26 protein-coding genes and 1 other RNA gene are annotated in these 22931 nt (G+C 43.7%); 7 read left to right on the top strand and 20 right to left on the bottom strand.

From position 1 onward, the window contains the following. Nucleotides 1-16 precede the first annotated feature (16 nt). Entirely contained in the window at nucleotides 17-1834 is a 1818-nt protein-coding gene (locus Q5L94_RS12255) for an alkaline phosphatase (RefSeq protein ID WP_317498673.1), read from the top strand. Between the two features lie 46 nt (nucleotides 1835-1880). Then, nucleotides 1881-2606, top strand: a complete 726-nt coding sequence (locus tag Q5L94_RS12250) for a hypothetical protein (protein WP_317498672.1) — start codon at nucleotides 1881-1883, stop codon at nucleotides 2604-2606. Between the two features lie 38 nt (nucleotides 2607-2644). Here Q5L94_RS12250 and Q5L94_RS12245 read toward each other — a convergent pair whose 3' ends face one another. From Q5L94_RS12245 to Q5L94_RS12220, 6 genes are all read right to left on the bottom strand, one after another. Continuing rightward, nucleotides 2645-4531, bottom strand: coding sequence for a diguanylate cyclase domain-containing protein (locus tag Q5L94_RS12245; RefSeq protein ID WP_317498671.1), 1887 nt, complete (start codon nucleotides 4529-4531; stop codon nucleotides 2645-2647). A gap of 245 nt (nucleotides 4532-4776) precedes the next feature. Further along, nucleotides 4777-5178, bottom strand: coding sequence for a GFA family protein (locus Q5L94_RS12240; protein WP_317498670.1), 402 nt, complete (start codon nucleotides 5176-5178; stop codon nucleotides 4777-4779). A gap of 167 nt (nucleotides 5179-5345) precedes the next feature. Beyond that, entirely contained in the window at nucleotides 5346-5660 is a 315-nt protein-coding gene (locus Q5L94_RS12235; RefSeq protein ID WP_317498669.1) for a hypothetical protein, read from the bottom strand. A gap of 348 nt (nucleotides 5661-6008) precedes the next feature. Next, nucleotides 6009-6284, bottom strand: coding sequence for a hypothetical protein (locus Q5L94_RS12230; RefSeq protein ID WP_317498668.1), 276 nt, complete (start codon nucleotides 6282-6284; stop codon nucleotides 6009-6011). Then, entirely contained in the window at nucleotides 6277-6963 is a 687-nt protein-coding gene (locus Q5L94_RS12225) for an EAL domain-containing protein (RefSeq protein ID WP_317498667.1), read from the bottom strand. Before Q5L94_RS12225 ends, Q5L94_RS12230 begins: the two co-directional genes overlap by 8 nt. Continuing rightward, complete coding sequence (locus Q5L94_RS12220; protein WP_317498666.1) at nucleotides 6964-7359, bottom strand: winged helix-turn-helix domain-containing protein; 396 nt, start codon at nucleotides 7357-7359, stop codon at nucleotides 6964-6966. 875 nt (nucleotides 7360-8234) lie between these two features. Between Q5L94_RS12220 and Q5L94_RS12215 the strand changes: the two genes are divergently transcribed. The 4 genes from Q5L94_RS12215 to Q5L94_RS12200 all read left to right on the top strand — a co-directional run bounded on the left by Q5L94_RS12215 (nucleotide 8235) and on the right by Q5L94_RS12200 (nucleotide 10586). Continuing rightward, entirely contained in the window at nucleotides 8235-8570 is a 336-nt protein-coding gene (locus Q5L94_RS12215; protein ID WP_411161940.1) for a type II toxin-antitoxin system RelE/ParE family toxin, read from the top strand. Next, on the top strand, nucleotides 8567-8851 hold the full coding sequence (gene nadS, locus Q5L94_RS12210; RefSeq protein ID WP_317498665.1) for a NadS family protein: 285 nt from the start codon (nucleotides 8567-8569) through the stop codon (nucleotides 8849-8851). Before Q5L94_RS12215 ends, nadS begins: the two co-directional genes overlap by 4 nt. A 203-nt stretch (nucleotides 8852-9054) precedes the next feature. After that, nucleotides 9055-9927 (top strand): hypothetical protein, encoded by an 873-nt coding sequence (locus tag Q5L94_RS12205; RefSeq protein ID WP_317498664.1) that lies wholly within the window; start codon nucleotides 9055-9057, stop codon nucleotides 9925-9927. Beyond that, nucleotides 9927-10586, top strand: coding sequence for a hypothetical protein (locus tag Q5L94_RS12200; RefSeq protein WP_317498663.1), 660 nt, complete (start codon nucleotides 9927-9929; stop codon nucleotides 10584-10586). Before Q5L94_RS12205 ends, Q5L94_RS12200 begins: the two co-directional genes overlap by 1 nt. 98 nt (nucleotides 10587-10684) lie before the next feature. On the opposite strand, the gene Q5L94_RS12195 is transcribed toward Q5L94_RS12200, so the two are convergent. The 5 genes from Q5L94_RS12195 to Q5L94_RS12175 all read right to left on the bottom strand — a co-directional run bounded on the left by Q5L94_RS12195 (nucleotide 10685) and on the right by Q5L94_RS12175 (nucleotide 14074). Next, on the bottom strand, nucleotides 10685-11782 hold the full coding sequence (locus Q5L94_RS12195) for a tyrosine-type recombinase/integrase (RefSeq protein ID WP_317498662.1): 1098 nt from the start codon (nucleotides 11780-11782) through the stop codon (nucleotides 10685-10687). 11 nt (nucleotides 11783-11793) lie between these two features. Then, entirely contained in the window at nucleotides 11794-11976 is a 183-nt protein-coding gene (locus Q5L94_RS12190; RefSeq protein WP_224797276.1) for an excisionase family protein, read from the bottom strand. Nucleotides 11977-11979: 3 nt separating this feature from the next. Further along, nucleotides 11980-12321, bottom strand: coding sequence for a hypothetical protein (locus Q5L94_RS12185; RefSeq protein ID WP_317498661.1), 342 nt, complete (start codon nucleotides 12319-12321; stop codon nucleotides 11980-11982). A gap of 81 nt (nucleotides 12322-12402) precedes the next feature. Continuing rightward, nucleotides 12403-12654, bottom strand: coding sequence for a hypothetical protein (locus Q5L94_RS12180; protein ID WP_317498660.1), 252 nt, complete (start codon nucleotides 12652-12654; stop codon nucleotides 12403-12405). A gap of 22 nt (nucleotides 12655-12676) precedes the next feature. After that, a complete protein-coding gene (locus Q5L94_RS12175) occupies nucleotides 12677-14074 on the bottom strand; it encodes a replication endonuclease (RefSeq protein ID WP_317498659.1) in 1398 nt (465 codons plus the stop codon). Nucleotides 14075-14751: 677 nt separating this feature from the next. Here Q5L94_RS12175 and Q5L94_RS12170 point away from each other — a divergent pair. Continuing rightward, nucleotides 14752-15048 (top strand): hypothetical protein, encoded by a 297-nt coding sequence (locus Q5L94_RS12170; protein WP_317498658.1) that lies wholly within the window; start codon nucleotides 14752-14754, stop codon nucleotides 15046-15048. A gap of 309 nt (nucleotides 15049-15357) precedes the next feature. Here the strand turns inward: Q5L94_RS12170 and Q5L94_RS12165 are convergent, their stop codons facing one another. The 9 genes from Q5L94_RS12165 to Q5L94_RS12125 all read right to left on the bottom strand — a co-directional run bounded on the left by Q5L94_RS12165 (nucleotide 15358) and on the right by Q5L94_RS12125 (nucleotide 22894). After that, a complete protein-coding gene (locus Q5L94_RS12165) occupies nucleotides 15358-15765 on the bottom strand; it encodes a hypothetical protein (protein ID WP_317498657.1) in 408 nt (135 codons plus the stop codon). Further along, nucleotides 15752-17263, bottom strand: a complete 1512-nt coding sequence (locus Q5L94_RS12160) for a YfjI family protein (protein ID WP_317498656.1) — start codon at nucleotides 17261-17263, stop codon at nucleotides 15752-15754. Before Q5L94_RS12160 ends, Q5L94_RS12165 begins: the two co-directional genes overlap by 14 nt. Further along, complete coding sequence (locus Q5L94_RS12155; RefSeq protein WP_317498655.1) at nucleotides 17260-18165, bottom strand: toprim domain-containing protein; 906 nt, start codon at nucleotides 18163-18165, stop codon at nucleotides 17260-17262. Before Q5L94_RS12155 ends, Q5L94_RS12160 begins: the two co-directional genes overlap by 4 nt. Beyond that, complete coding sequence (locus tag Q5L94_RS12150) at nucleotides 18155-18526, bottom strand: hypothetical protein (protein WP_317498654.1); 372 nt, start codon at nucleotides 18524-18526, stop codon at nucleotides 18155-18157. Before Q5L94_RS12150 ends, Q5L94_RS12155 begins: the two co-directional genes overlap by 11 nt. A gap of 96 nt (nucleotides 18527-18622) precedes the next feature. Then, complete coding sequence (locus Q5L94_RS12145) at nucleotides 18623-18832, bottom strand: helix-turn-helix transcriptional regulator (protein ID WP_317498653.1); 210 nt, start codon at nucleotides 18830-18832, stop codon at nucleotides 18623-18625. 356 nt (nucleotides 18833-19188) lie between these two features. Next, on the bottom strand, nucleotides 19189-20430 hold the full coding sequence (locus Q5L94_RS12140) for an integrase domain-containing protein (RefSeq protein WP_317498652.1): 1242 nt from the start codon (nucleotides 20428-20430) through the stop codon (nucleotides 19189-19191). Between the two features lie 196 nt (nucleotides 20431-20626). Next, nucleotides 20627-20985: a transfer-messenger RNA gene (ssrA, locus tag Q5L94_RS12135) on the bottom strand. A 101-nt stretch (nucleotides 20986-21086) separates the two neighbouring features. After that, on the bottom strand, nucleotides 21087-21740 hold the full coding sequence (gene elbB, locus Q5L94_RS12130) for an isoprenoid biosynthesis glyoxalase ElbB (RefSeq protein ID WP_317498651.1): 654 nt from the start codon (nucleotides 21738-21740) through the stop codon (nucleotides 21087-21089). A 35-nt stretch (nucleotides 21741-21775) separates the two neighbouring features. Further along, nucleotides 21776-22894: an NADH:flavin oxidoreductase gene (locus Q5L94_RS12125; protein ID WP_317498650.1), complete on the bottom strand. Its 1119-nt coding sequence runs from the start codon at nucleotides 22892-22894 to the stop codon at nucleotides 21776-21778. Nucleotides 22895-22931 lie beyond the last annotated feature (37 nt).

The raw sequence follows: 22931 nt of genomic DNA, 5'->3' as shown, positions 1-22931 counted from the left end.
CGAAATGGAGCAAAGAATGAAACTCTTTAAACTCAGTTTAATCACCCTTAGCGTCATCAGTCTAGCCGCTTGCGATCTCGAAGGAGATGACGGTGTTAATGGTACCGATGCTATTAACGGTCTGACCAAACAAACAACTTTAATGACCAGCAATGAAAATTGTCCTAACGGTGGCGTTCGTATCGACTCTGGGCAAGATACAAATGGCAATAACAAATTGGACGACAGTGAAATTCAGAGCACAAATTACGTTTGCGAGCCCGGTAATACGGCTATTAATAGCGGAGAAATATTGAATAACCTTAATAACAGCTGGTATGTCCAAGCTCAGCAGGTATCGGAACAAAATAAAGAAGCGTGGCTGGAAGCTACCGTTAAAGAGGCTCGCGGACAGGCAAAAAATGTAATTCTGTTTGTAGGCGACGGAATGGGAGTTTCAACAGTTACCGCTGCACGCATACTGGATGGTCAACGCAAAGGCTTAATGGGTGAAGAAAACGAGCTCAGCTTCGACCACTTCCCTTTCTCCGGACTTTCCAAAACCTACAATGTGGACGCACAAACACCTGACTCTGCCGGCACAATGACAGCAATGATGAGCGGCGTCAAAACAGACGTTGGTGTTATTGGAGTTGACGAAACCGTTCAACGCGGTGACTGCTCAACGGCACAAGGCAATGAGCTGGTTACGGCTTTAGAGTTAGCCGAAATTGCGGGTAAGTCGACGGGTATTATATCCACCGCCAGAATCACTCACGCTACGCCAGCAGCTACCTTCGCAAAGTCGGCTGATCGCAACTGGGAAGATATTTCCGACATGCCACAAGAAGCCATTAACTCAGGCTGTAAGGATATTGCGGAGCAATTAGTTAACTTTGAGGCTAATTTGGAAAGTCGCTTCAGCGGTCTTGATGTAGACGGCATTGAGGTTGTTATGGGTGGCGGGCGTCGACACTTCTTACCTAAAGATCCAGCTTTTAACAGTCCGGACGCTGCCAGCAGTGTTGAGGGTGACCGTACCGATGGCCGCGACTTAACCACAGAGTGGCAAACGCAATATCCTACTGGCATCTACATTTACGATAGCATCGGTTTTGACAGCATAACAGACTCAACGGAACGTGTGTTTGCGCTATTCAACGAGTCGCATATGCAATATGAAGCTGACCGCAGCAACGATATTGCCGGTGAGCCGTCACTGACAGAAATGACAGAAAAAGCGATAGCCGTACTAAATAAGAATCCAAGAGGTTTCTTTCTTAGCGTAGAATCTGGACGAATCGATCATGCTCATCACGCCGGGAATGCTTATGGCGCTCTTAATGACACCATAGAATTTGCCCGGGCAATAGCTAAAGCCGACGAAATGACCAATGATGACGATACGCTCATTATTGTTACAGCGGATCACGGGCATGTTTTTACAATTGCCGGATATCCTAAACGCGGCAACCCTATTCTAGGCAAAGTTGTAAATGTAGGCGCTGATGCTCCGGCTGAAGCTGCAGATGGAATGCCATACACTACGCTAGGTTATACAAACGGTCGTGGCTTTATGGACTTAGGCAGCGAAACAAACTCTGATGCAAGCTACGGAATGCCTATAAGCGCAGGGCGTAAGGACCTAAATAGTATCGATACAACTCAACCAGGATACCACCAGGAAGCCCTGGTTCCCCTATCTTCTGAAACCCACTCGGGTGAAGACGTTGGGATTTATGCAAAAGGTCCTGCCGCTTTTATGGTAAACGGCACCAATGAACAAAGCATTATCTTTCATATTATGAACTATGCAAGTGACTTAGCTGAACAAGCAGAAAACCGCTTAAACTAACCCCTTCACGGCGGCTCTACAGCCGCCTTTCCAAGAGGATAATGCAATGTGGAAAATACTTTCAATTTTGATTATTGCCATTACCAGTACTCAAGTTTCAGCCCAGAGTTGCGATGCTCTCTGGTTAACTGCTGATTACGATATTAAGCACTCAACCCAAGCAGGTAATGAGCAGCATACGAAAATGACAGTGTGGCGAAAACCCGAACATGTGGCTCATCAATACGCGCAGACACAAATCACAGAGATGTGGCAATTTGTGCGCCAAGGCATGCTAAAGCCAACTCGTTATTTTGACGAACACAAACGTGCTATCGAATACCAGCCTAATGAGCTCGTTCATGGAAAACGAGAAACGGATTGGTCCTATAGAAACCAGTTGGTTTCTAACCAGCTTATCGATTCGATGAACAAAGTGGATGAACGTGACTCTGGCTGCATGAAAGTGGTCACTTATAAAAAAACGCTAAATGGAAACGAATTGGTACTTGAGTGGCTTCCGGCTTACAAGCTGCCACTTCGCTTTCAGCGAAAAGATAACCAAGGCAACAGCATAGTCTGGCAGCAACAAAGTCTAACGAAAGACTCCGACAAAGTGGCTGCATTTTTTGAGCGAAGAGACAATTATAAAGCGACCGACTATGCTGATATTGGTGACGATCATACTGACCCATTTTTAACGAACATGGTGACTCAGGGCTTTATCGAGCAAGGCGCCAGTGGCTTTTACGATACCAAAGGGCGTGCTATTAAAAGCGAGCACACCCATTAATTATGCAAGTTAAAGGTGTAATGCCAATACCAGACGAGCTATTCCACACAAACGCAGTTCCGGCCGGCACTTTTCGCTTTGTATAATTGCCGGTCTGCCCGTCGAATTGTACCGGCCGCCGCTTCCTTGGCTTTAAGGGGCGCAGCCCCCATACTTAAGGTTAATACAGGCGGCTTCGCTTGTTTGTACTCGTGCGTAATCGCTAGTTCAACTATGGCCTCACGCAATTCATTCAACTTCTGCTCGATGGGTTCAGCTGCTGGGATAATTATTGCGAACTCTTCGCCTCCATAGCGGTAAACTTTTAGTGGTGTTTTGTCTCTTAGGCAGTCAGCAATTCTTTTCAAAGCACGGTCACCCGCCTCATGCCCGTAGTTGTCGTTGTATGGTTTAAATTCGTCAATGTCGGCCATCATTAAATAGTAGGACTTCCCTGACTCGATAGCGGCACTCAAATCCTTGTCAAAAGCTCGACGATTAAACAGCCCTGTTAAACCATCCATATGCGCCAGCGCGTCCAATTGCTTATTCGCCTCAGCCAGCTCTGCTGTGCGTGACTCAACTTGTTGTTCCAGTTCCGTTTGAGCCGAAATAAACCGAGCCGCCATAGTTTTAAATGCATCCAGCGCTTGTTTAACTTCACCCCGGGCTTTTATAGATGCTGCTCTATGAGATAAAGCTTTCTGGTAATTACGCTGCCCCATTAATGACGCCACTGTTGCTACTTCGTGCAATGGTTTACTGATTTCTCTTTGAATAAGCCAGTACGTCATCAACAGAATAAGTATGACTAAGCCAACACCCGCCGCTACCAATCTAATTGGAAGGTCTACCGCTTGTTTACGAATTTCACTTAATGGGTAGGCGGTTATGTGCCACCAATTCGGTCCAGCTATTTTATCGACAATAAGTAGTTGTCCCTCTATCTCGTCCTCTAAAATAAAGGACTGACTCGTCCAGTTTTCCCTTGTGACCAAATGACTTAACTGCTGGTATAAAGGCTCTGCATAAGTTTCAGACGTGAGCGTTGAGCGCTCAACAATAGCCTCTTGCGTCAGATTTGAAGCGGCAATTAAATCGCCTTTCGTATTTAAAACGATGTGCTCTGATTCAGGTCGTTTTTTCTCCGTTAAGTCACTCAATAAACTACTTAATGCGACATCAAAGCTGGCAGTTGCTAAATGCTGCCCGTTTAAATCAATGGGCTTTTGATAGGTAATTGTCCATACATCAGCCGAAATATCATAATAAAGCCCCGTCCAGTTAGGAGCCCGATCTGGGTTTTCGCTTTGCAGCGTTGATTTAACCACCGAAAAGTCAGTGATCACCAAATCTTTGTCGGCCAAAAGTCCCCATGGAGAATCAACTGAATAAATTAACAATGCGTTCTCAGGCATAGAGAAGTGGGTATTAGATACGTCTTTTTGCCACGCCGGCCCGAGTTCATTTAAAGCATGCTGGGCCGCCAACACACGTATTTTAAACTCATCGTTTATTGGCTTCTCCCGGGGCCCTAAAAAGGCACTAAGGTTTTCAAAGTATCGAGAGTAAGTTGTAATCCCGCGGTAAAACTCAGGTTTTAATCGTACTACTCCGGGCGAGGTCTCTTCGTACCACTCATCAAATTGGTGAGTCAAACCTTCAGTAGCTCGTGCTATCTCGTATTGATTAAGAAATTCTTCCGTTAAAATATCGGCGTTACTCTCAATACGGTTAAATAAAGCTTGGTTACGTTCAAGGGTAGGTGCTAAATCTCGTTTTAAAACGGTTATAACCCGTTCTCTGTCGTTGCTATGGGTGGTTAGGAAAGTAATAGCCGAAGCAATAATCACAATAGAAATAGCCCAAATACTGGTTTTTACCAGCAGAGCTGTTGTTAGTTTCTCCCGCCGGTGCAGTCGGCGATTATCCTGTCGTCTTTCCAAAATGCTAGGCCATTGTTTTTCTGTAAATCTAACAAGCATTTTGAATTTTGAACAAATGCTATTATCAAAACAAGCTAAACAACAATAATCAAAACCAAATTCAACGTGAGGGTTCTGGTACTGACCCGATTTATGCTGCTACTTTAGCGCTTTTATATTTATGAAGTACATTTACAAGTCGTCCTTGTTAATGGTTTATAATGGCTATTTTTGACTGACTAACGTTGAAAGATGCCCACTGCTGCTCACTTTGGCAGCCGACCGAATTCCGGCACATCACCTAAACCTTTATCCCAAACAGCTTTGCTAGATGTAAAGATGTGAGCTGTTGGTGCCATAGAGACTTCCGTATCCAAACACCCGGCGGGAATGGCGAGCAACCCCGCCTCATGAATGATTGGCAATGCGGAACCGCAGAACTTACAAAAACTTTTCTTGTGGCGAGTACCTGGAAGAGTGAAGGTTGTCACAGAATTTGAGCCCGCCAACCAAGTCAACTTGGCTGATTTCGAAAATAGATTCGCCGCATGAGCAGACCCGGTATCCTTTTGGCAATGCTGACAATGACACAGGTAAAAGCCATCGAACTTCCCTTGCACTTCAAATTTCGCATTGCCACACAGGCAAGAACCAGAATAATCAGTCATCAAGTTTCCCTCTATTGCCTGGAGACCGCGCGAACATTACATTTTTATATTGTGCGCGCACATTAGCGCCTCCTTAATGGACATTGGTTAAAGGACTGTGCTTGGAGTACAAAAGCTTAGCCACCTCAAACCTTAGCAGATTAAACAATGCCCTTGAGGTGGCTTTGTCAGTCCTTACCTTCAGTTGTTTCTTGATCCTCTGCTTTGAGTGGAGAATAAATACATGAAACACCACCTTTTGTAAGGGCAATGTTGAAGCGGTGATCACAATTAACTGCTGCAAAAATAACGGGTAATTGCTCATTTCCGAAAGAACCAGGAAGGAAGACAACCTTCTGACCTGCTTTACATGAAGCGGCAGTAACGTCTTTTTGCCAATCCCTCACTTCACATAAGCTTTCTTGATCAATCGGAACGCTTTGATCGTTACAGCCTGACAAGACGGCAATAACTGCCGACAATATAAGTCCTTTTTTAATCATATTTTTCTCCAATTATATCCGCTCTAAATTCTAATTACGCTCATAAACTGACTGGCTGAAGTCTAAAACTTTTATGCCGTGCGCGTGCATTTTGAACCTAATTCAATTGAGAGATTCGTTTTTTAGTTACTCATTAGGCAGGCATTTCTGCGTTGATAAGTTTCGAGATAGCAAAGTCAGCTGGAAGGTGCTTAGTTACACGTTGCCAAATGCGAAATTTCCAACCTTTTATTTAAGCTATACAGCTGATGTTACCCTTTTGGAGTGAAAATTGGAATACTAGAAGCTCAGGCTGACACCCGTTTTTTTGGGCAGAAACGGGAAGGAAAAAGATATCTTAAAGCCTTATTATCCTTTTATAACTTTGTTAATAAATGTAAGTTCTTCTTGCTCTAGAATCGTATGGTCCGATGACTGCCCTCTTGAACTCAATAACTTGGACTTTCTGATGAGCTCGTTACATAGGTCCAATTTTTCCTTCTTCGTTCTCGGCAATTTTGTTTTACTATTTAATTTTTTCACATGAAAAACAACTTGCTTTTCATCGACTGTTAAATTAGATTCACTTTTTTCTGAAAGAATAAAATCAGCTAAAGCTAGAATAACATTATCAATTTCACACATAGTCAACTCTACTTTCTATACTTGATTTAATGAAATGCCCTTGCATTAACACATTGTATTGGCGGCAGAATTCATAGCGATCAATTCTATCGACTCCTTCAACTACAACAGTTCCGTGCGATTTTAGAAAACAGAGAAGCTGCCTTAAAAAGGTTTGGTTGTTTTCATAAAGATACCAAAATAACTCTTTAGAGATTTTAACGCCATCTAAACCTTCAATTAAAAGAAAATCAAAATTTGAATTTTTAGTGCCAAAGTCGTCCAGAAAAAATTTAACTCCAGACTTGCACTTTAATTGCTTGAGTCTTTCTTCTATATCACTAAAGAGTATACCTCCCGTTTCCTCTGGTAATTCAAAGCACAGGCAAACGTGATTATTGTTTTTGATAAGATCAATTATAAAGTCAGAGAATAGAAAGTTATAAGGAGTGTTAATAAAGACTGTCGACACATGGTCGCTATCTATTTGACTAATTATTTTTTCATAGATAAAAAATATATCTAAAGATGAGAGCTTTGCATAAAAACCTTCTGGATCAACCATCATTTGACCACATTTAACAGAGGATAAAAGCTCAAACTCATATCGATTATTCTCAGCTTTTTCTATACATTCAAACTTTGCTTCAATGTAATAATTTAAACCTGATAGAGTTAAATTTAAAAAGATATTCTTCATTTAAGCTCCCTTCTTAATAACAAGAAAGTAGCCAGCTTTTCTTTCCGTAATAATTTCTATACCAGATCCTTTTAAAATTAATCGTAACTCAGAAATAGCGACATTAACATTGTTAGCAACCGCTTTTTTAGAATCACCCCATGCATACTCCAATAACTTCTCTCTGGATAATATAGAGCCATTTGCAGAAAGTAGTGCACACAATATTCTATAACTCGCCGTTGGCAATTTAATTGGCGTACCTTTAACAGTTACCCATGGATAGTTCATTTCAATATTTTTGTTTATTTTTCTACTTCCCCCTGAAAACAGAGGGCATACCGCACAAAATTCACGACAAATGAATTCTGTCGGGATTTTTTTAGTTTTTATTATTTTATTTTTAGTTATAAACATATTTCGCTCTAAATTTATACATTTAAAGTTCAACCTAAAAATGAAGTAATGCAGCCTTTAAATCAATGATTATAAAAATTATAAAAATTATAAAACGAGTTAGTTAAGCTACCAAGTCTACTGTCAGTCAATTCTGATATAGCCATTTTTACGCCGTGCATATTGATTTCCCTCCGTTCTAAGATTCCAATATGTAAACGGGCCGCAACCAAGCGTCCTTTCTGCACTGACTATATGCGCCAGGCACTAGGAAAAAGCAGCAATGCAACCTCAATAAATTAAGTAATTACTTAACTGATTATGCGGACAATCAGCGCTTAATGTCAAGTAATTACTTAGCGATATAAGTTGCGAGGTGAATCTATGCTTTCTTTGTCTGAGTACCTAAATGAGTTAAAGGAAATCAATGAGTTAAAGAACGACTCTGAGATTGCCCGATATATCGGTGTGTCCAGGGCACACATCAGCCAGCTTAGAGGAGGCCTTTATATGGGGGAGTTAAAATGCTATGAGTTAGCGCTAATGCTAGGCCGAGAGCCATTAGAATTACTGAGTCTAAATAGAGCGCTCCGAAGTAAGGATCGCCGACTACAGGAATATTGGCTGAGTGTGCATCGGCAAAAGCAGAGAAATTAGCTATTGAACCGAACCGGTAAATTTTGAGGCGTATTTGTTTGAGTTATGCTGTTTCATCTTCGCTACTTGCTCAAGCCCCCACTAAGGTCCGTTTTGGATGTGTCAGTAAAATCTGGGTAGAACCGATCTTCCGATTCATACAAGCCCACACCTAAACTTGTGCTCACCTGAATACACTTTACAAGATCAGAAGATAGGTGTACATTGTACACCTTGAGTGAAAGCTAAGGAGTGGCGAATTGACTCATGCGATCGACTTTATCGAAACCTCAATATTTACAACTCAAATAGAGAAACTGGCTACCAATGAAAAACTTCGAGAGCTTCAGAACGAGTTGATAGCTACGCCAGAGAAAGGCTCTATTATCACGGGAACAGGTGGACTACGTAAGGTACGAATGGCTGTAGGTAGTCAGGGGAAGAGCGGAGGACTGAGAGTAATTTACTACCTTGCTCATGCTGAAAAGATTTATTTAGTATTGGCGTATCCGAAATCTGAGAAGGATAACCTGACGGCCCGTGAAAAATCGGAATTGAAAGAACTGTCGAAGCAGTTGAAAGGGGAATTAAAATGAGCATCTTTAAAGACTTAAAAGCGTCATTAACCGAGGCCGTAGAAATTGAAAAAGGCCGCAAAGAACCTAGCAAAAAATGCCGATTTGAAGTTGCGGATGTTAAAGCGATCCGTGCAAAACTTAATGTTTCACAAGCTGAGTTTGCGGAGGCTTTAGGGACAAGCCTGGATACAGTAAAAAGCTGGGAAAGCAAACGAAGAAACCCAACAGGTATTTCAGCAAAAGTACTGGATACCATCGAAGACAACCCGCAGGTATACTACCAGATTGCGTCGCACTAATTGTAACTCAAGCCTGACGTGAACGTCTGGCTACGGAAAAGAAAAAAGCCGCTCGTCGAACGAGCGGCCTTTATGGAATTGGTGGAGCTGGCGGGAGTTGAACCCATAAATTCCCTCAAATAATTATGCACTTAAGATTTTACATGGCATGTAAAACTGTGTAAATATCGTCCTACATCCTATTATCCTATAAGGTATATAATATGCCAAGAGAAGTAAACCAAGACTTCGACATTAGCATACATTACTCTGGTGAGATTACCGATAGTCATAAGCTAGGTTTGAGAACATATGCAAATACCCTCAAGCACTTTTCAGCGGCTGTAGATAGGGCTATCTTAAGCGAATCTCGAGGAAATATTCATAAATTTGCGCGAATAACTCACGATGAAAGAGAAGATCTAGAGTTTACAGTCTTAGATCCTGAAGATGGCGGGATTATTCTTAAGTTCTTATCATCGAGAAATAATCAGTTAGCCCGACGAGTAGCCAAGAGAATGGCTAACTATATTAAAGAAGCCTATAACCAAGAACCACAGGCATCAATAACGCCAAAACAAATTAGAGAGAAAATAGCAGACTTACAGCAGCAAGAAGAGATTGAGGCAAACCCTCCCCCTGAAGCAGACAATGATTTTGCAAAGAAGGCTATTTGTAGAGAAGTAAATTCTATATTATCCGAAATCCGAACAGAAGCAGCAGGTCAGAGTTGGCTAGAGTTTGAACTAAAAACCCCTGAAGCAGGAAGGGTAGAACGTTTTCATTTCGACAGAGCTCGAGCGGAGAGGTTCAACCAGGTCGTTATGAGACGAAATATAGTTGGGCCGTATAGATATACTATAAGGGTAAGAGGACTTGATTTAGTAAATGAGAAGAAGCCCTACGCAAAATGTGTAGACGTCACTAGCGGGATTTCCAGAACAGTCTACTTTAAAGATGAGGAAGACTTGCAAAAACTTCGGGATTATCTTTCAGGAGATGATGAGGTAATGGTATCTGTGATTGGTTTTTCAATAACGGAATTTGGCGTAGTGGACAACTTAGCCGGTGATATTCACTTCATCGACGTAGCATAATGATTGATACGTTTGAGTTATCTAAGTTTAATCGGTTTACAAAAGTAGCCATAAATATTTCATCATGGCTACTATTTTTTGTTGCTGTCAGTAATATTTTTGGGAAAGTACAAGAGCAATATGGGTATTTAGATCCTATAAAGTTTCTTTCTTCATCAAAACTATCTTACATTTTTAATTTAGATAATTCTTTAAACACTAACTTATCCACTGTTGCGCTAATTTTACTATCACTATTTATTTGCTGGGCTATCAAGCTAGCCTTTATCAGAGCTATTCTCTGGGAAATTAGAGATGCGCACCTTAAAAACGAAGGAGTACTTAATCCTTCATCATCTAATAACCCATCAAAAAATCACTTGAAACAAAGCTTTTTTAGATCGACTTTTCTTTACCACTTCACTGGATTGCTTTCAAATATAGTTTTAGCATCGACAATATATATATTTACTTCGAACTTAACAGATGCTTACCTGTTATTATCAGACTGGCTGGTTTTGGTGGTCACTCTATTCGTAATACTCTGCATACAATTCCCTGCTGCAAGGTCTATATTAACTACCTCAGTATTAGTTTTGGAATCAAGAAATGTTCCTATTTCTGAAGATAATCTAAAAGTAGCTTATAAAACAATAATCGAGGAAATATACAGGCTTTAAGCTCTCATTAATTAACTATAGAGTATTTAAGAATATCAAAAATTAGTTACCTGAATTCAGATAAGGGTAGAACCCGAATTTTAAACATAATTTAAAGCTCATTTTATCCATCGCCCATAGTGCTTATTGAGCATTTCTAAATTTTTATGGCCTAGTTGTTTGGCAACCCAAATTGCTGGCCTCGACTCAAGTGACAGCATAGTGGAAGCATATGTATGCCTGCAAGAGTATGGCTTTAAATATCTCACGCCTGACATTCTAACAGCTTTAACCCAAAATCTTTCTCTAGGTACCCCTTCATCTTTCCAACGCTTTAAAGTTCTAGGATCAAGGAATACATATTCTTCATCACCATCAGGTAAACTACTCTTTTCGGCTTTAATCCTGATTAAGACTTCTAAAGCATTAGGGTGAAGTTCGTGAGTTCGTCTGCTACCAACGGTTTTCGTTCCTGTAACTTTACCTTTTACTATAGATTCGCAAATAAAAATGGTATTACGATTTAAGTCTACATTCTTCCACCTTAATCCAATTTGTTCACCAGTACGCAAACCCGTCCAAAATGCAAACTCATAAAAATCTCTAGCGTACCCCTCAGGTAAGCTAGCTAAGATTTTTTCCCGCTCATCTGACGTAAACGGTTCAACCTCCTTTGCTTCATGTTTTAGTCTTCTGACCCGCTTCATCGGGTTCTGGTCGATAATGTCATCGAAAACGAGGAAGTCGAATCCCTGACTCAACAGCGAATGAACCTCGTTAATAGTTTTAGCACTAACCGTTGCTGTTCGTTGCCACTCTCTAAAGCGTGATGGTGTGAAATCATCAACAATAATCTTTCCAAAGTTTGGAATAACATGGTTATCCATCCGGCCACGATTGGCTTTTTCGGTGCTGAATGCCCAGTTTTTGTAACTTTGCTCATACCAACGAGTCATCATCTCCTCTATAGTCATGTGAGCGGCTTTGTTATCACTAAAGTGAAACGCTTGTTTGGACTCTGGAAACTCTTTGAAATAGTCAAACTCACCAAATTGAATGAGCATTTTTACACGCTCTAACTTTTGATGAATTTTTTTAAGGTTCTCTATAGAAGGTGCCACACGCACCGTTTCGCGGCAGCGCTGATGCCGATAGAGAAACTCCATGCGCACCGCATTTTTGCCAGCATAAATCCCTGTATACTGTGTAGCTTTCATAATTCAACACCTTAACCGTTATTTTCTACCCAACGGTCATACGCTTCCAAATTGACGAAGTAGCGACCGTTCACCTTTTTATATTCACGAGAAAGCATCCAACGCCCCCGTTGAATAAGCGCATAGACTGATTTTTTCGTGAAGCCTGTTAATTCACAGAAATGACCCAATAAAATCCAGCGGGGCTGTGTCATGGTTTATTCCTCCCCGTTGTCGATTTCGGCTTTACGATCGACTTTCTGGCGACCCATAACGACATCCCAATATTTACCTATTGTCTGAGCAACCCGAAAACCAATGTTTCGTTTACTTAGTTCAGTGCTTTCAGGGCAAATATCTTCGTACTTCAGGCCAATGGCTTTTTCATACTTCTTCATGGTGTTCGCGCTATGCACCATACGCAAAACGCGCCAACCATATTTTTGACCAACGACAATGGCACCGATTGCAGTTTCAATGGTGCTGATATGACCCCGATAATTCTCGATAGAATCAGTCAGAACTTGGTTTTGTTCGTCAGTTAGAAACTTAAACGTCATATTTAACCTCACATTTTGTTTAACTTGAGATTAACTATATAACCTGAAGTTAAACTCTGTCAAACCTGAGATTAAACTTTTTTACTCTGGAATACGCTCCTCTACGTAATTCAAACCCAGTTCTGAACGTGTAAATTGACGTAACTCGTTGTGAAACTTAACAATAACCTCAACTTCGTCATTCATGCAGAGAACGCCGACAATCAAACCAATATCTTCAAATCGTGGCTTTTTTATTCCCGAGCGATGAATGGCCATGTTCAAAAGTGATACGGCTTCGTCTATCTCAAATTCTTTGGTTTTATCTTTATCTACTATCAATTTTTGTTTCATGTTTTATGTTCCGTACAGTTATTTACACAAGTCCAAGACCACCGGTTCCAATGCACCCCGCCCTTGCGGGCGGGGATACATCGGACTGCGGCGGTGACGCAACGATAGTCCAGAGCTGAGTTCGGGTTTTTCTCACTTTTCCCGCGACCTCTAAGCCCTTAACCACTTTGCTTTTGGCTTCACCATAACGATTTTGGTTTTCAGGTTGACCTGGCTGGATAATTTCACCCGTTGAGCGTTCAAAAGATTCTGATTGCTCGTAGTAAGGCTTTATTGTTTGAGTACGATTGGATACACCAACACCGCCAACAGCTTCACAATAGGTTGCCCAGTCGGAAGCATCCGCAGCTTGTCTGGCTGGCTCTATATCTGAATCGAACGTGTTATCACGTAATCGGCGTAGCTCTCGATAGACAGTGACACTAGCACCACCAAACTGTTGAAACTGTCTAATGTTGTGTGCGCTTGCCCAAGCTCGGGCGCAGTCGGCGGCAATTCTGCTCACACGCCTGCATCCCTCGCTCTTTCCTTCTATCCCTGTCATGTTCTTGGCTAAATACTTAGCCAGATAGGCTGCTGAAGAACCGCGGCTGCGATCAATATCAATAAAATCAACACGGCGCTCTTTTGCTCCCTTCTCATTTGGGGAGTCCTGCAATCCATAATGACGAATGATCCGCTTAATCTCAGAGGTATGCTGAGAGTTACAATGAAGCATTAAATGCCAATGAGGTGTTCCATCATGGTGCGGCTCGACAACTCGCATTCCATAAATCGCAATGTCATCACGTTTTAATTTAGCGCGTATTCTGCGCCAAACGGTGTTGAGGTATCTCTGACACTCTCGAACTGATTGACCACGGTAGTTTTTATTCAACTGACCAGAGCGAGAATGCGTAGCGTGCATATAAGCAGGACAAGTTAACGTCACCATCATGGAGGAATGTCCATGACGTTCAGCGAGTTCATCAAAACCTTTTACGCGCGTTATCCACTCATAGAACAGGATCTTCTTATTCGATATATTGTGCTCAGAAATCTCTTTTAAGGATATGCGCTCCCCGTCCAGACTCTGAATGAAATGACGTTCTAGAAACTCAGCGGTTTTTAACTCTGATTCCTTAAAACGCTTATGAGTGAGGTCACCGCAGTATTTAGCTCTGCGACTTGATACTAGACCGATACAACGCTCTAACTCCGCTAATAATTCTTTGCTGCGCTTTCTTATCTGGCCTTTCCAAAAACGAGGATCACGAATTCTTGGTAACAGTTCTGTTTCATTGTAGTGCACGAGATCGAAACCATATTGTTTCAATTTCGTATACGAGGTTGGAACGGTAGTGAAACGAAACTGTTGCGAAAGTGTATCCGCTAAACCGCTGTGGTCGTTCTCATCGAGTAAATCATAGCCTTCAATCATCGAGAGGTTTTTAACGGATTGAAGAAATTTTTCTGCGGCTAATGTATCGAAATACTCAAAATCTCGGAGTACTCGGTTCAGTAATTGGGTACCGTTAAAGGTTGCCTGATTGCCATTAGCTTTGAAAAAGTTGGCGCCCCGTTGGCAAAAGTTGGCTTCTGGTTGGCAAAATTGAGGGTATTTCTGAGTACTTGAGAGTAATTGACGAACAGAGTCGGTTAAGCTGGAGAGCTTGCCATACGTGGGAAAGAAAGAAACGGCGCGGTGTGCGCCGTTCTCGGAATTGGTGGAGCTGGCGGGAGCTGAACAAAAGATAATACTCTTTTAAAATCAAGCAATTGCGAACTCTACTTCTTATTAATTAACACTGTGTTACTTAGCGTGTTGCTTTTGGCAGGCGCGTAGCTCTTTCCTAACGTGCCGAATAACACCCTTAAAAAACCTGAAATTGAACCCTTAGTGTAATCTTAGGGTTCTTTTGCTCTAACCTCTTTTTACGGGGTCTGAAAAAACCCTTTTTTACAGTCGGGAAATTTTATTCTTGTACCTATCTTGTATTTTACCGCGCGCGTAAGGTGTCCGAAAACACCCTTTTAAAAGGCATTCAAACAAGGTGTGTTTAGATTTCGTGTGATTTGTGATTACATAATCTTTTCGTTAATTTTGGAAAAACTACTTTGAAGCAAATTTACAAAATAACTTACCCTACAGGCAAAATTTACATTGGCAAAGACAGTGTGGGAAGCCACCGCTATTTTGGCAGCCCAGACATGCATGTGGTAAATAAAGATTTTGAGCGCTTACCACCAAATGAGAGAAAAGATTACACGGTTCGTAAACAAATACTCTGGGAATCCGAGAACTGTTCTGAATCCGAGTTATCAGCGAAAGAAGTTGAGTACATAAAAGAGCACTGCTCTAACGACCCAAACATTGGTTACAACCGCTGGCCAAGGTTTAATGGCAAGAAATAAGGAGCTAACCAGCTACTGAATTTTTTTAGTTTTAATTTCGCAGTTTACCCCGTGCAGGCCTGAGTAGCCCATCCGTTGCAAAAACCTCAACAGCCGTTGCGGTGTCCAATCGTTACCCCATGTTGTTTTTATCTTCTGAGTATTGAGCACGGCGACTGCTCGCTTGTAGCTTGGCGGGCTATGTCGGCGTGAACTGCTAACGATTAATTTAACCGCTCTCAGAGCGTCATCACGGCGTTTTAATTGCTCATCCCTTGTCATGGATTCACCTCAGAATAAGGCGCTCAGCATCAGCCTTGCGCCATGTGCTTATTTGGTCGCTTTCAGTAGCCAGCTATTAGCAGTGAAGCGAGCTTTTCCGTCTTTTCTTTGCTCTAACGATTCAGCATCATGAGTAGCTTTGAAGCGCTCGGCATATTCAGCGGCCAGCCTAAACCTTTCAGCTTTGCTTTGGATACGTCGGAGCTTTCCTTTTATCCATTCACGATCACCAAAACGCCAGCAGTTTGAGCCTCCATCATAGAAATAGGCTGGCATCCCTTCGCTGGTAACTAAGCCGTTCGCTAGGTCATCATTAGCGGCACGCTCAGGCTGTCGGATGCGTCGATTTGTCGGAGATGCTGATTCATTGCCTGCTGATAATGTCGGAACGGTGTCGGAAATTGTCGGACAACCTTTCTCTTGCTTGATTTTCCGAGCGATCTTAAGCCCCATCATTTGCGGCCTCCAGTGCGCGGCGATTTAACCGCCATGCTTCGCGCGTCTTTTCACCATTCAAAAGCGTGTCACTCGGCAACGGTACAAGCCAACCGTTTTCCTCTAGCAATCGCAAGGTCTCCCGCGCGTGTTGTGCGCTCTTAACCTTGCGTGTTCCCTTATTTACTTGGTTTACCGTGATCACGCCTAAGTCCTTGGCAATAATCCACTGAATAACCTCCTGAGCGGTTACATATTCAGCGCCAGCGTTACCTTGTTTGGTTAGTCGGATTGCCTCGGTTAAATACCAGTCACCCAAAAGAATAGCGCGGCTCATGGTCTCCCCAGTAACCCGTTCGGCGTGGTGGTCGTCGATAATCGTAAGCACCCCAGCAATACGTGCTATTTGCTCGGCTACCTTCGCGGCAGTTGCTTTAATTTCTGAGTAGTCGCCCGACGGAGCAAGCGCCAGCTCAATCTCGTTGTAAGCATCCACCCAGAGCGCTTTAGCTTCGCCCGTAACTTGCAGATCGTGCGGCTCTAATGTTCCGTCTGTGTCTTTGGGCTGTTCAGCCTCCAGTAATCGCGTCATAAGCTGCTGGTAGCGTTTAACTGCTTTGTTGGTGGTTAGGTCGATCTCTTGGTACTTGCGCCGCCCTGCGAGGCTTTCAGGGGCAGCCATGAGAAAGCGAGCTAAAAAACCTTGACCAGATAACAAGCCATCAGAGAGAACCCGCTGAGCAATGACAGGCTGAACCATTAAGTGAATGCTCAGGCGCGGGTTTTTGATGCTCATGCTTTCACCTTCGCCAGCACGTAATCGGTGAATGTCTTTTCCATCCCAAAACGTTGAAAGCCCAGCAATGCTTTTCTGCGCGTTGTCTTTATTCATGGCATGACCGCCGAAAAACGTACCTCCTTCATCACTGAATAGACCTTGCGAGCTTTGGCCGCCTGAAAAGCTCTTTTGCAGTCCCTCTAGTGTTGGTTCTTGGCATATCAAAGTTGGTGCAAGCGGCGGCTCAGGTGGCGCGCCCAGCTCCATGAGTGCTTTTGCGATTTCTTCTCGCCCTTCCTTCCGTTTGGTTTTCAAAACCTCTTGGCGCGCTGTGTTGAAAGCCTCCCGCTCATTCAAATAGTAATCGTAACTTTCCTTGTAACTCTCGAATAATTCGCGCTGGCGTCTGGCGTGGGGTTGAGTTGCGACGCTATCCGTTCCGCTCTTTCGGTCGCCGCTCTCACTAATTGTCAGACAAAACAAATTCAGCGGATAGGTACGTCCGTCGATGATGACGTTTGCGAATGGTTGCGCTACCAATGCAGCGGCAGCCAATACGCTTTGACCAGCCATTGCTGGCGCTACCTGAACCCCATCCGCGATAGCATGAGCAGCATCACCCAAAACAGAACCCAGAGCTTGCAACGGGTAAGGCTCAGGATTCAATTTCTCAGGCATTAATGGTTGTGGCATTGGATCGTTAAATTCGCTTGGTGATTTAATAACGGCTGGCTGATTCATGCGGCCACCTCCATAAAAATTTTAGAAATAACCTGAAATCCTTTTTGCTGAGCCAGATCGTTAAAATCCGTTCCCTCGTTGGTGTCAAATTGCGGAATGACAACAAAAGCACCAGCATCACGCGCGGCGGCCTCGGCTTTTTGAATACCCACGTTACCAATGCTGGTAAAGCGGTCATTGTCGGCAGCTATGATGATTTGAGCGGCTGGCGCTCTCATCCGTAGCGACGTTGTAACCGCCTTTAGGTTGTTAGCGTTAAACGCTACCAGAACAGGTAAACCCGTTGCCTCATGAATGCTTGCGCCAGTAGCAAAACCCTCGCATACAATCCAAGTTTTTGAACCTGCCAACCCAGAGCCTCCTAACGGGCAGAATGAGCCGCTTATTTTTCCACCCTTGCGGAATATCTTACCGCCGTTCGGGTTGATGAATTGAAGGCTGGTAATGGTCATATTGAAGTCAACCAAAGGGATCACTAATGAATCATCCCAGCAACGGGCAATATGTGGCTGAATGCGTTTAACCGTTAAATAGGGATGCAGGTCGGCGTTTGGTAGTGCTCCCCATATTTGCGCGCATTTTTCGGCCACCTCGCGCTGTTCCCGCTCTTTTCTCAAGCGGGCTTGGCGTTGGGCTTGCTCGATAAGCTGTCGCGTTTCAGGGGCAATCTGAGAGCCTCCACCTTCGACAACGGTATGACTTGCGCCCGCCTTCCAAGATCCAAAAACGTGAACCGTCGGCGCTCCCGTATTGTAATAACTCACCAGCCAACCGTTTTTCGTTCCGCGCTTGTCGCTTGCTACTTGATAGCGTTGCAGATCACCACTATTGAGGACTTCCAAAGGCTCAGCGGGAACTAATCCCGCCGCCTCCATTTCTTGCAGTAATTGGTTATTCATCATTGGCCGATTCCATGTGTTTATGAATAGTGCGGCGTAAGTCTTTGCGGATCGGCTTTTGCAATGCGACGTGAACAGGCTCTAAGTACCAGCGCCAGCTCTCACTTGGTTGGCCTGCTCGGTATTTGCTTATCACCCATCCCATCCGAATAAGACGCGGGTTAAGCCCCTGCGTTACATTGTGGTGATTGTTCGATTTACAACCGAATTTATCGCCTATTTCATGCGTCAAAATGCCTTGATGCTCCCATAACAGCATTAAAATTCGGCACTCTTTCGGTGTTCGGGCTACTCTCATGAGCTGAGAAAGCGGGTAGTCAATCGAAACTTTACAAGTATCTAGGTTTGGTTTAATGTTACTCATGATCTTGCTCCTCGATGTGGGTCAGGATTAAAAGGAGAGCTTGAAAAGCCAGTATTAGTGTTCCCGCACTAGCTGGCTTTTTTCTTGTCTGAATGTTCATGCGGCTTCCTCCTTCGCCTTGTCGATTTGCTCCCGAATGAAAGCCTGAATCTGTGTGCGTACCCAGAACACGGAACGCCCACCCATCGTAATAGATTTGGGAAACTTGTTTTCTTTCATAAGCCGATAGATTGAAGCTCGGCTGTAAGGTACAGCCTCCATCACCTCATTTAATCGCATCAGCTCATTTTCAGGTTGGTTTTGCATAATTTTCACCTTCTTGTAAGTAATTCAGGACACCGAAAATCTCGATGTATGGATAGCCTACCTAACTGGTCAGACCAGATCAAACTTAAAACATGATAAAATTAGCGGTTATGATACCGAGAGATAGTGTAAAAGATTTTATAAAACAGAGGCTTTAACCTTGAATCCCCGTACGCTCTGGTTTACAAGCTAAACGGGCGTTTGAATTATCTAGTAAAGATTATTTTTTAGATTGCTTATTTGTTTTTAATCTATTTTTGCGATTGAAAATCTTTTCCGACCCTCGTCCGACAAATTCCCGACACAAAAAAGCCCGCAAAAATGCAGGCTTCCGACGTTCCCACACTTCCGACAAGTTAGACCGCTTTTAAATTGCGCTTACCTTTGCCGATAACAAGCGTTCCCTGAGCAGCCTGTTCAATAAAATCACTCCACCATTGCATCATCGGGCGGCGGCGTTTTAAGTATTTGGCATGATTGTAGGCGGCTCTCACTGAATCTTTATCTCGGTGCGCCAGTGCTACCTCGATAACGTCAGGATCAAAGCCTTGTTCATTTAAAGTCGTGCTGGCGATAGAGCGCAATCCATGAGCAACAAGGCGGTTTTTGTAGCCCATGCGTTTCAACGCCATGTTTGCGGTCTGCTCATTGGTTGGCTTCAGCCGATTTCTGTCACCTGTAAAAATGAACTCTCCCGCGCCGCTGATTGGCTTCATTTCATCCAACAAAGAAAGCGCCTGCTCAGTGAGCGGTATGCTGTGATCATTTCGCATTTTCATGCGACTAGCTGGTATTACCCAGAGATGGTTTTCAAAGTCGATTTCATCCCAGCGAGCGCCCGCCGCTTCGCTTGGTCGTGTCATGGTGTGAAGTTGGAACTCAATTAAACAGCGAGTAGTGAATTTAATGCTGGCGCGTTGAAGCGTTTGCATCAGCTCAGGCAATTCATCAGGCTTTAAGGCGGGTTGGTTTTTAACGGTAGGCGCGTCGAATGCTTTGGCGATACCTTGTAGCGGGTTATGGTGAATAACGCCTGTATTTGTTGCCCAGATCATAATTTCGTTAATGCGTTGGCAGAGTCGGCGCAATGTTTCCAATGAACCTTTCGCTTCGATAGGTCGTAAAGCGTCGATTACTTGCGGCGCGGTCAGGTTGGCAATCGGGAACTTACCCAGCTTAGGGAAAACGTGATTCCTTAGTGAGCGCTCTATGTCGTCGGCATAGTCGTCCGTTACCTTTTTGCGCTTCTTAGTCATCCAATCCAAAGTAATGGTTTCAAAGGTCGCTTCATGCAGCTTCTTGTTTGCTTCCTGCTGCTGGCGCCCATGCTCTTGTGGATCGATGTTATTACCTAGCAGGCTGGCAAACTCGCGGCGACGCTCTCTCGCTTGACTCAATCCAGTTGCAGGATAATCACCAATCTTTAAGTTAGCTCGCTTTTTGGTGTATGGCCGATAGTAATTAAACAGCCAGATTTTAGCCCCTGACGGCTTAACCCTTAAATAAAGACCGCCACCATCAGCAAGGTTAAACTCCTTTTCTTTTGGCTTGGCGTGTTCAACCTGCTTTGCATTGAGTAGCTCTTTTCCTCGCGCCATTTCTATTGCTCCTTACCTGATTTAGTAACACGGAACTTAGTAACACGGTTACTGTGTTACCAGTTATGTTACTAAAAAAATAAGAAATAGCGAGCCTGAATAAGACCTTAAAGTAAGGTGTTAGAACATAAGTTGTTGATTTAACTGATTAATAGACACAAAAAAAGACGCCCTGAGGCGTCTTGATTTAATAATGTGGTGGAGCTGGCGGGAGTTGAACCCGCGTCCGCAATACCTACATCCTCGGTCCTACATGCTTAGTCAGTCATTTAGTTAATCAGTGTGACGCCGACTGACAGGCTTCACAACTGACGAGTCCGATTGGTTTTAACGCTTCAGCTCCGGACAAAGCATCCACGCGAGTCTACATTAGGTTGAGCCATCCTGGTCCGGTCTCGCAGACAAAGCGCCGGGGGATGGGCTTAGCGGGTTATTAAGCCGCTAGAGCGTAGTTGTCGTCGTTTGCAACTATTAGGTTGAGGCTTTTTACGAGGCCTGCCTCACCTCGGCATGCACCTTGGGTTTCGTGTATCCCGTCGAATCCAGATCAGCCCCAAAGCTATTACTTACGTAACTTGTGTACTATAACTCAGACACCGCTTAAGTGCTATAAGTTCCGCACCTAAGCGGTTATTTATTAGGCTTTCAGTCAGGTATCAGGCTGCCATATACAAAACTTTTTCAACCAGCTTGCTAATGCCCTCTTCGGCATCCGGCAGGTTTTCAGCCAGCATATAGGCGGGTGTGGTCACTAACTGGTGCTTATCATCAACAACAATGTCGCGAACACCACAGTTCACGTGCTCGCCACCCATTTTATTAATGGCGCTGGCAACTTCGCCGTCATTACCAATAGTCACTTTTACACCCTTGCCGTATATGTGCGGCAACAAGACAGGTGAAATACACATATAGCCCGCAGGTTTCTTCGCTTCAATAAAGGCTTTACCAACCTTCAACACTTGGTCATTTACCGTCATATCAGCACCTTTAACGGCAAAGTCGCAGAAGTTTTTGGCAACACCAAAGCCGCCTGGCAATATCAACGCGTCAAATTCTGCTGAATCTAAATCAGTTAAAGGTTTGACCTCACCGCGGGTAATACGTGCTGCTTCTTCCAGAACATTGCGCTTATCACCGCTTTCCTCACCCTTAAGATGGTTAATGGTGTGCATTTGCTCAATGTCCGGCGCAAAGCACTCGTAGCTGGCACCCTGCTTTGCTATGTGCAATAGGGTTAATACAGCTTCGTTCACTTCCGCTCCGTCAAAAACACCGGAGCCGGATAAAATAACTGCTACTTTTTTCATAGTCGAAACCTCCTGTCCGCTACTTAAAATTCGCTTTAATCCAGTTTAATGTGCGCGTCGTTTTCATCGCGCCACTTCCACTCATTCTCAAGTGTAGCGGTTGGTTGTAGCATGGCAAAATCTAACTGACGTATTGGCTCGGAAGACTTAATACGAATTGGAAAGTCCGGATTCGCTAATGACGTTTTAGCCATAGCAAGCAAAGCGTTAGGATAATGCCCCGCTACATGCTCATAGTTTTTCTCACTAATACCACCGTTTACAATTAACGGTATATCCGAAAACTCCTGCACAATGTCGCCCAATGACTTATTACTTCCACCTTTAAATGGCTTACGCATTACGTCCGTATCTGTTGTGTGAATGTAATCCACACCGGCTTTATCCATCGCCTTCACCACTTTTATCATGGCATCTTCGCCTTCCGGCCACTGATAATCAGAGTCCGTTACGGTAATTTGGCTTAAACGTACACCTACAATGAAATCATCGCCAGCGGCGGATTTCGCGGCCTTAACCACTAACTCCAGAAAGTGCATGCGTTTTGCCATGTCTCCGCCCCACTGGTCAGGACGCTGGTTAAAATAATCGCTCAAGAATTCATTCAGCAAGTACCCGTTAGCCGCGTGCAGCTCAATCCCGTCAAAACCAGCCTCTTTAGCCCGGTTCACGGCACCAACAAAACCATTCATAACGGCATCAAAATCCGTTTCATCCATGGCTTTCACTTCAGGCCAGCCGTCGGTTTTGCCATACAAGTCCAACGGTTCACCTTTAGGCTTTACTTCGCTGGGGGCGATTGGCGTGTCAGTGTATTCATTGTGTTGACACTGAGCGCCAGCATGCATCAACTGCATAATGAACTTGCAGTCATGTTTGTGTACTCGTTCGACAATTTCTTTCCAGGCATCGGTTTGTGGTGCGTCAGTAATACCCGGTTGATTTTCATACCCCTGGCTTGCCTGCTGATCTGTGTATACGCCTTCGCTGATGATCATGCTCCAGCCACCTTTCGCGAAACGCTCGTAATACTCGCCCATTAACTCCGTTGGCTTGCCTTTCTTGTCGGCACTGGTTCGTGTCATGGGAGCCACAACAAAACGGTTTTCAAGCTTGTGGCCTTTTAATTCAAAATCATCAAATGCTGAACTCATACGGAATTCCTTTTTCATCCAATACTGTTATATGACT

The organism is Idiomarina sp. Sol25 (assembly GCF_033052775.1).
In the GTDB taxonomy this organism is placed as follows: domain Bacteria; phylum Pseudomonadota; class Gammaproteobacteria; order Enterobacterales; family Alteromonadaceae; genus Idiomarina.
This window is presented reverse-complemented; position numbering and strand designations above follow the sequence as displayed.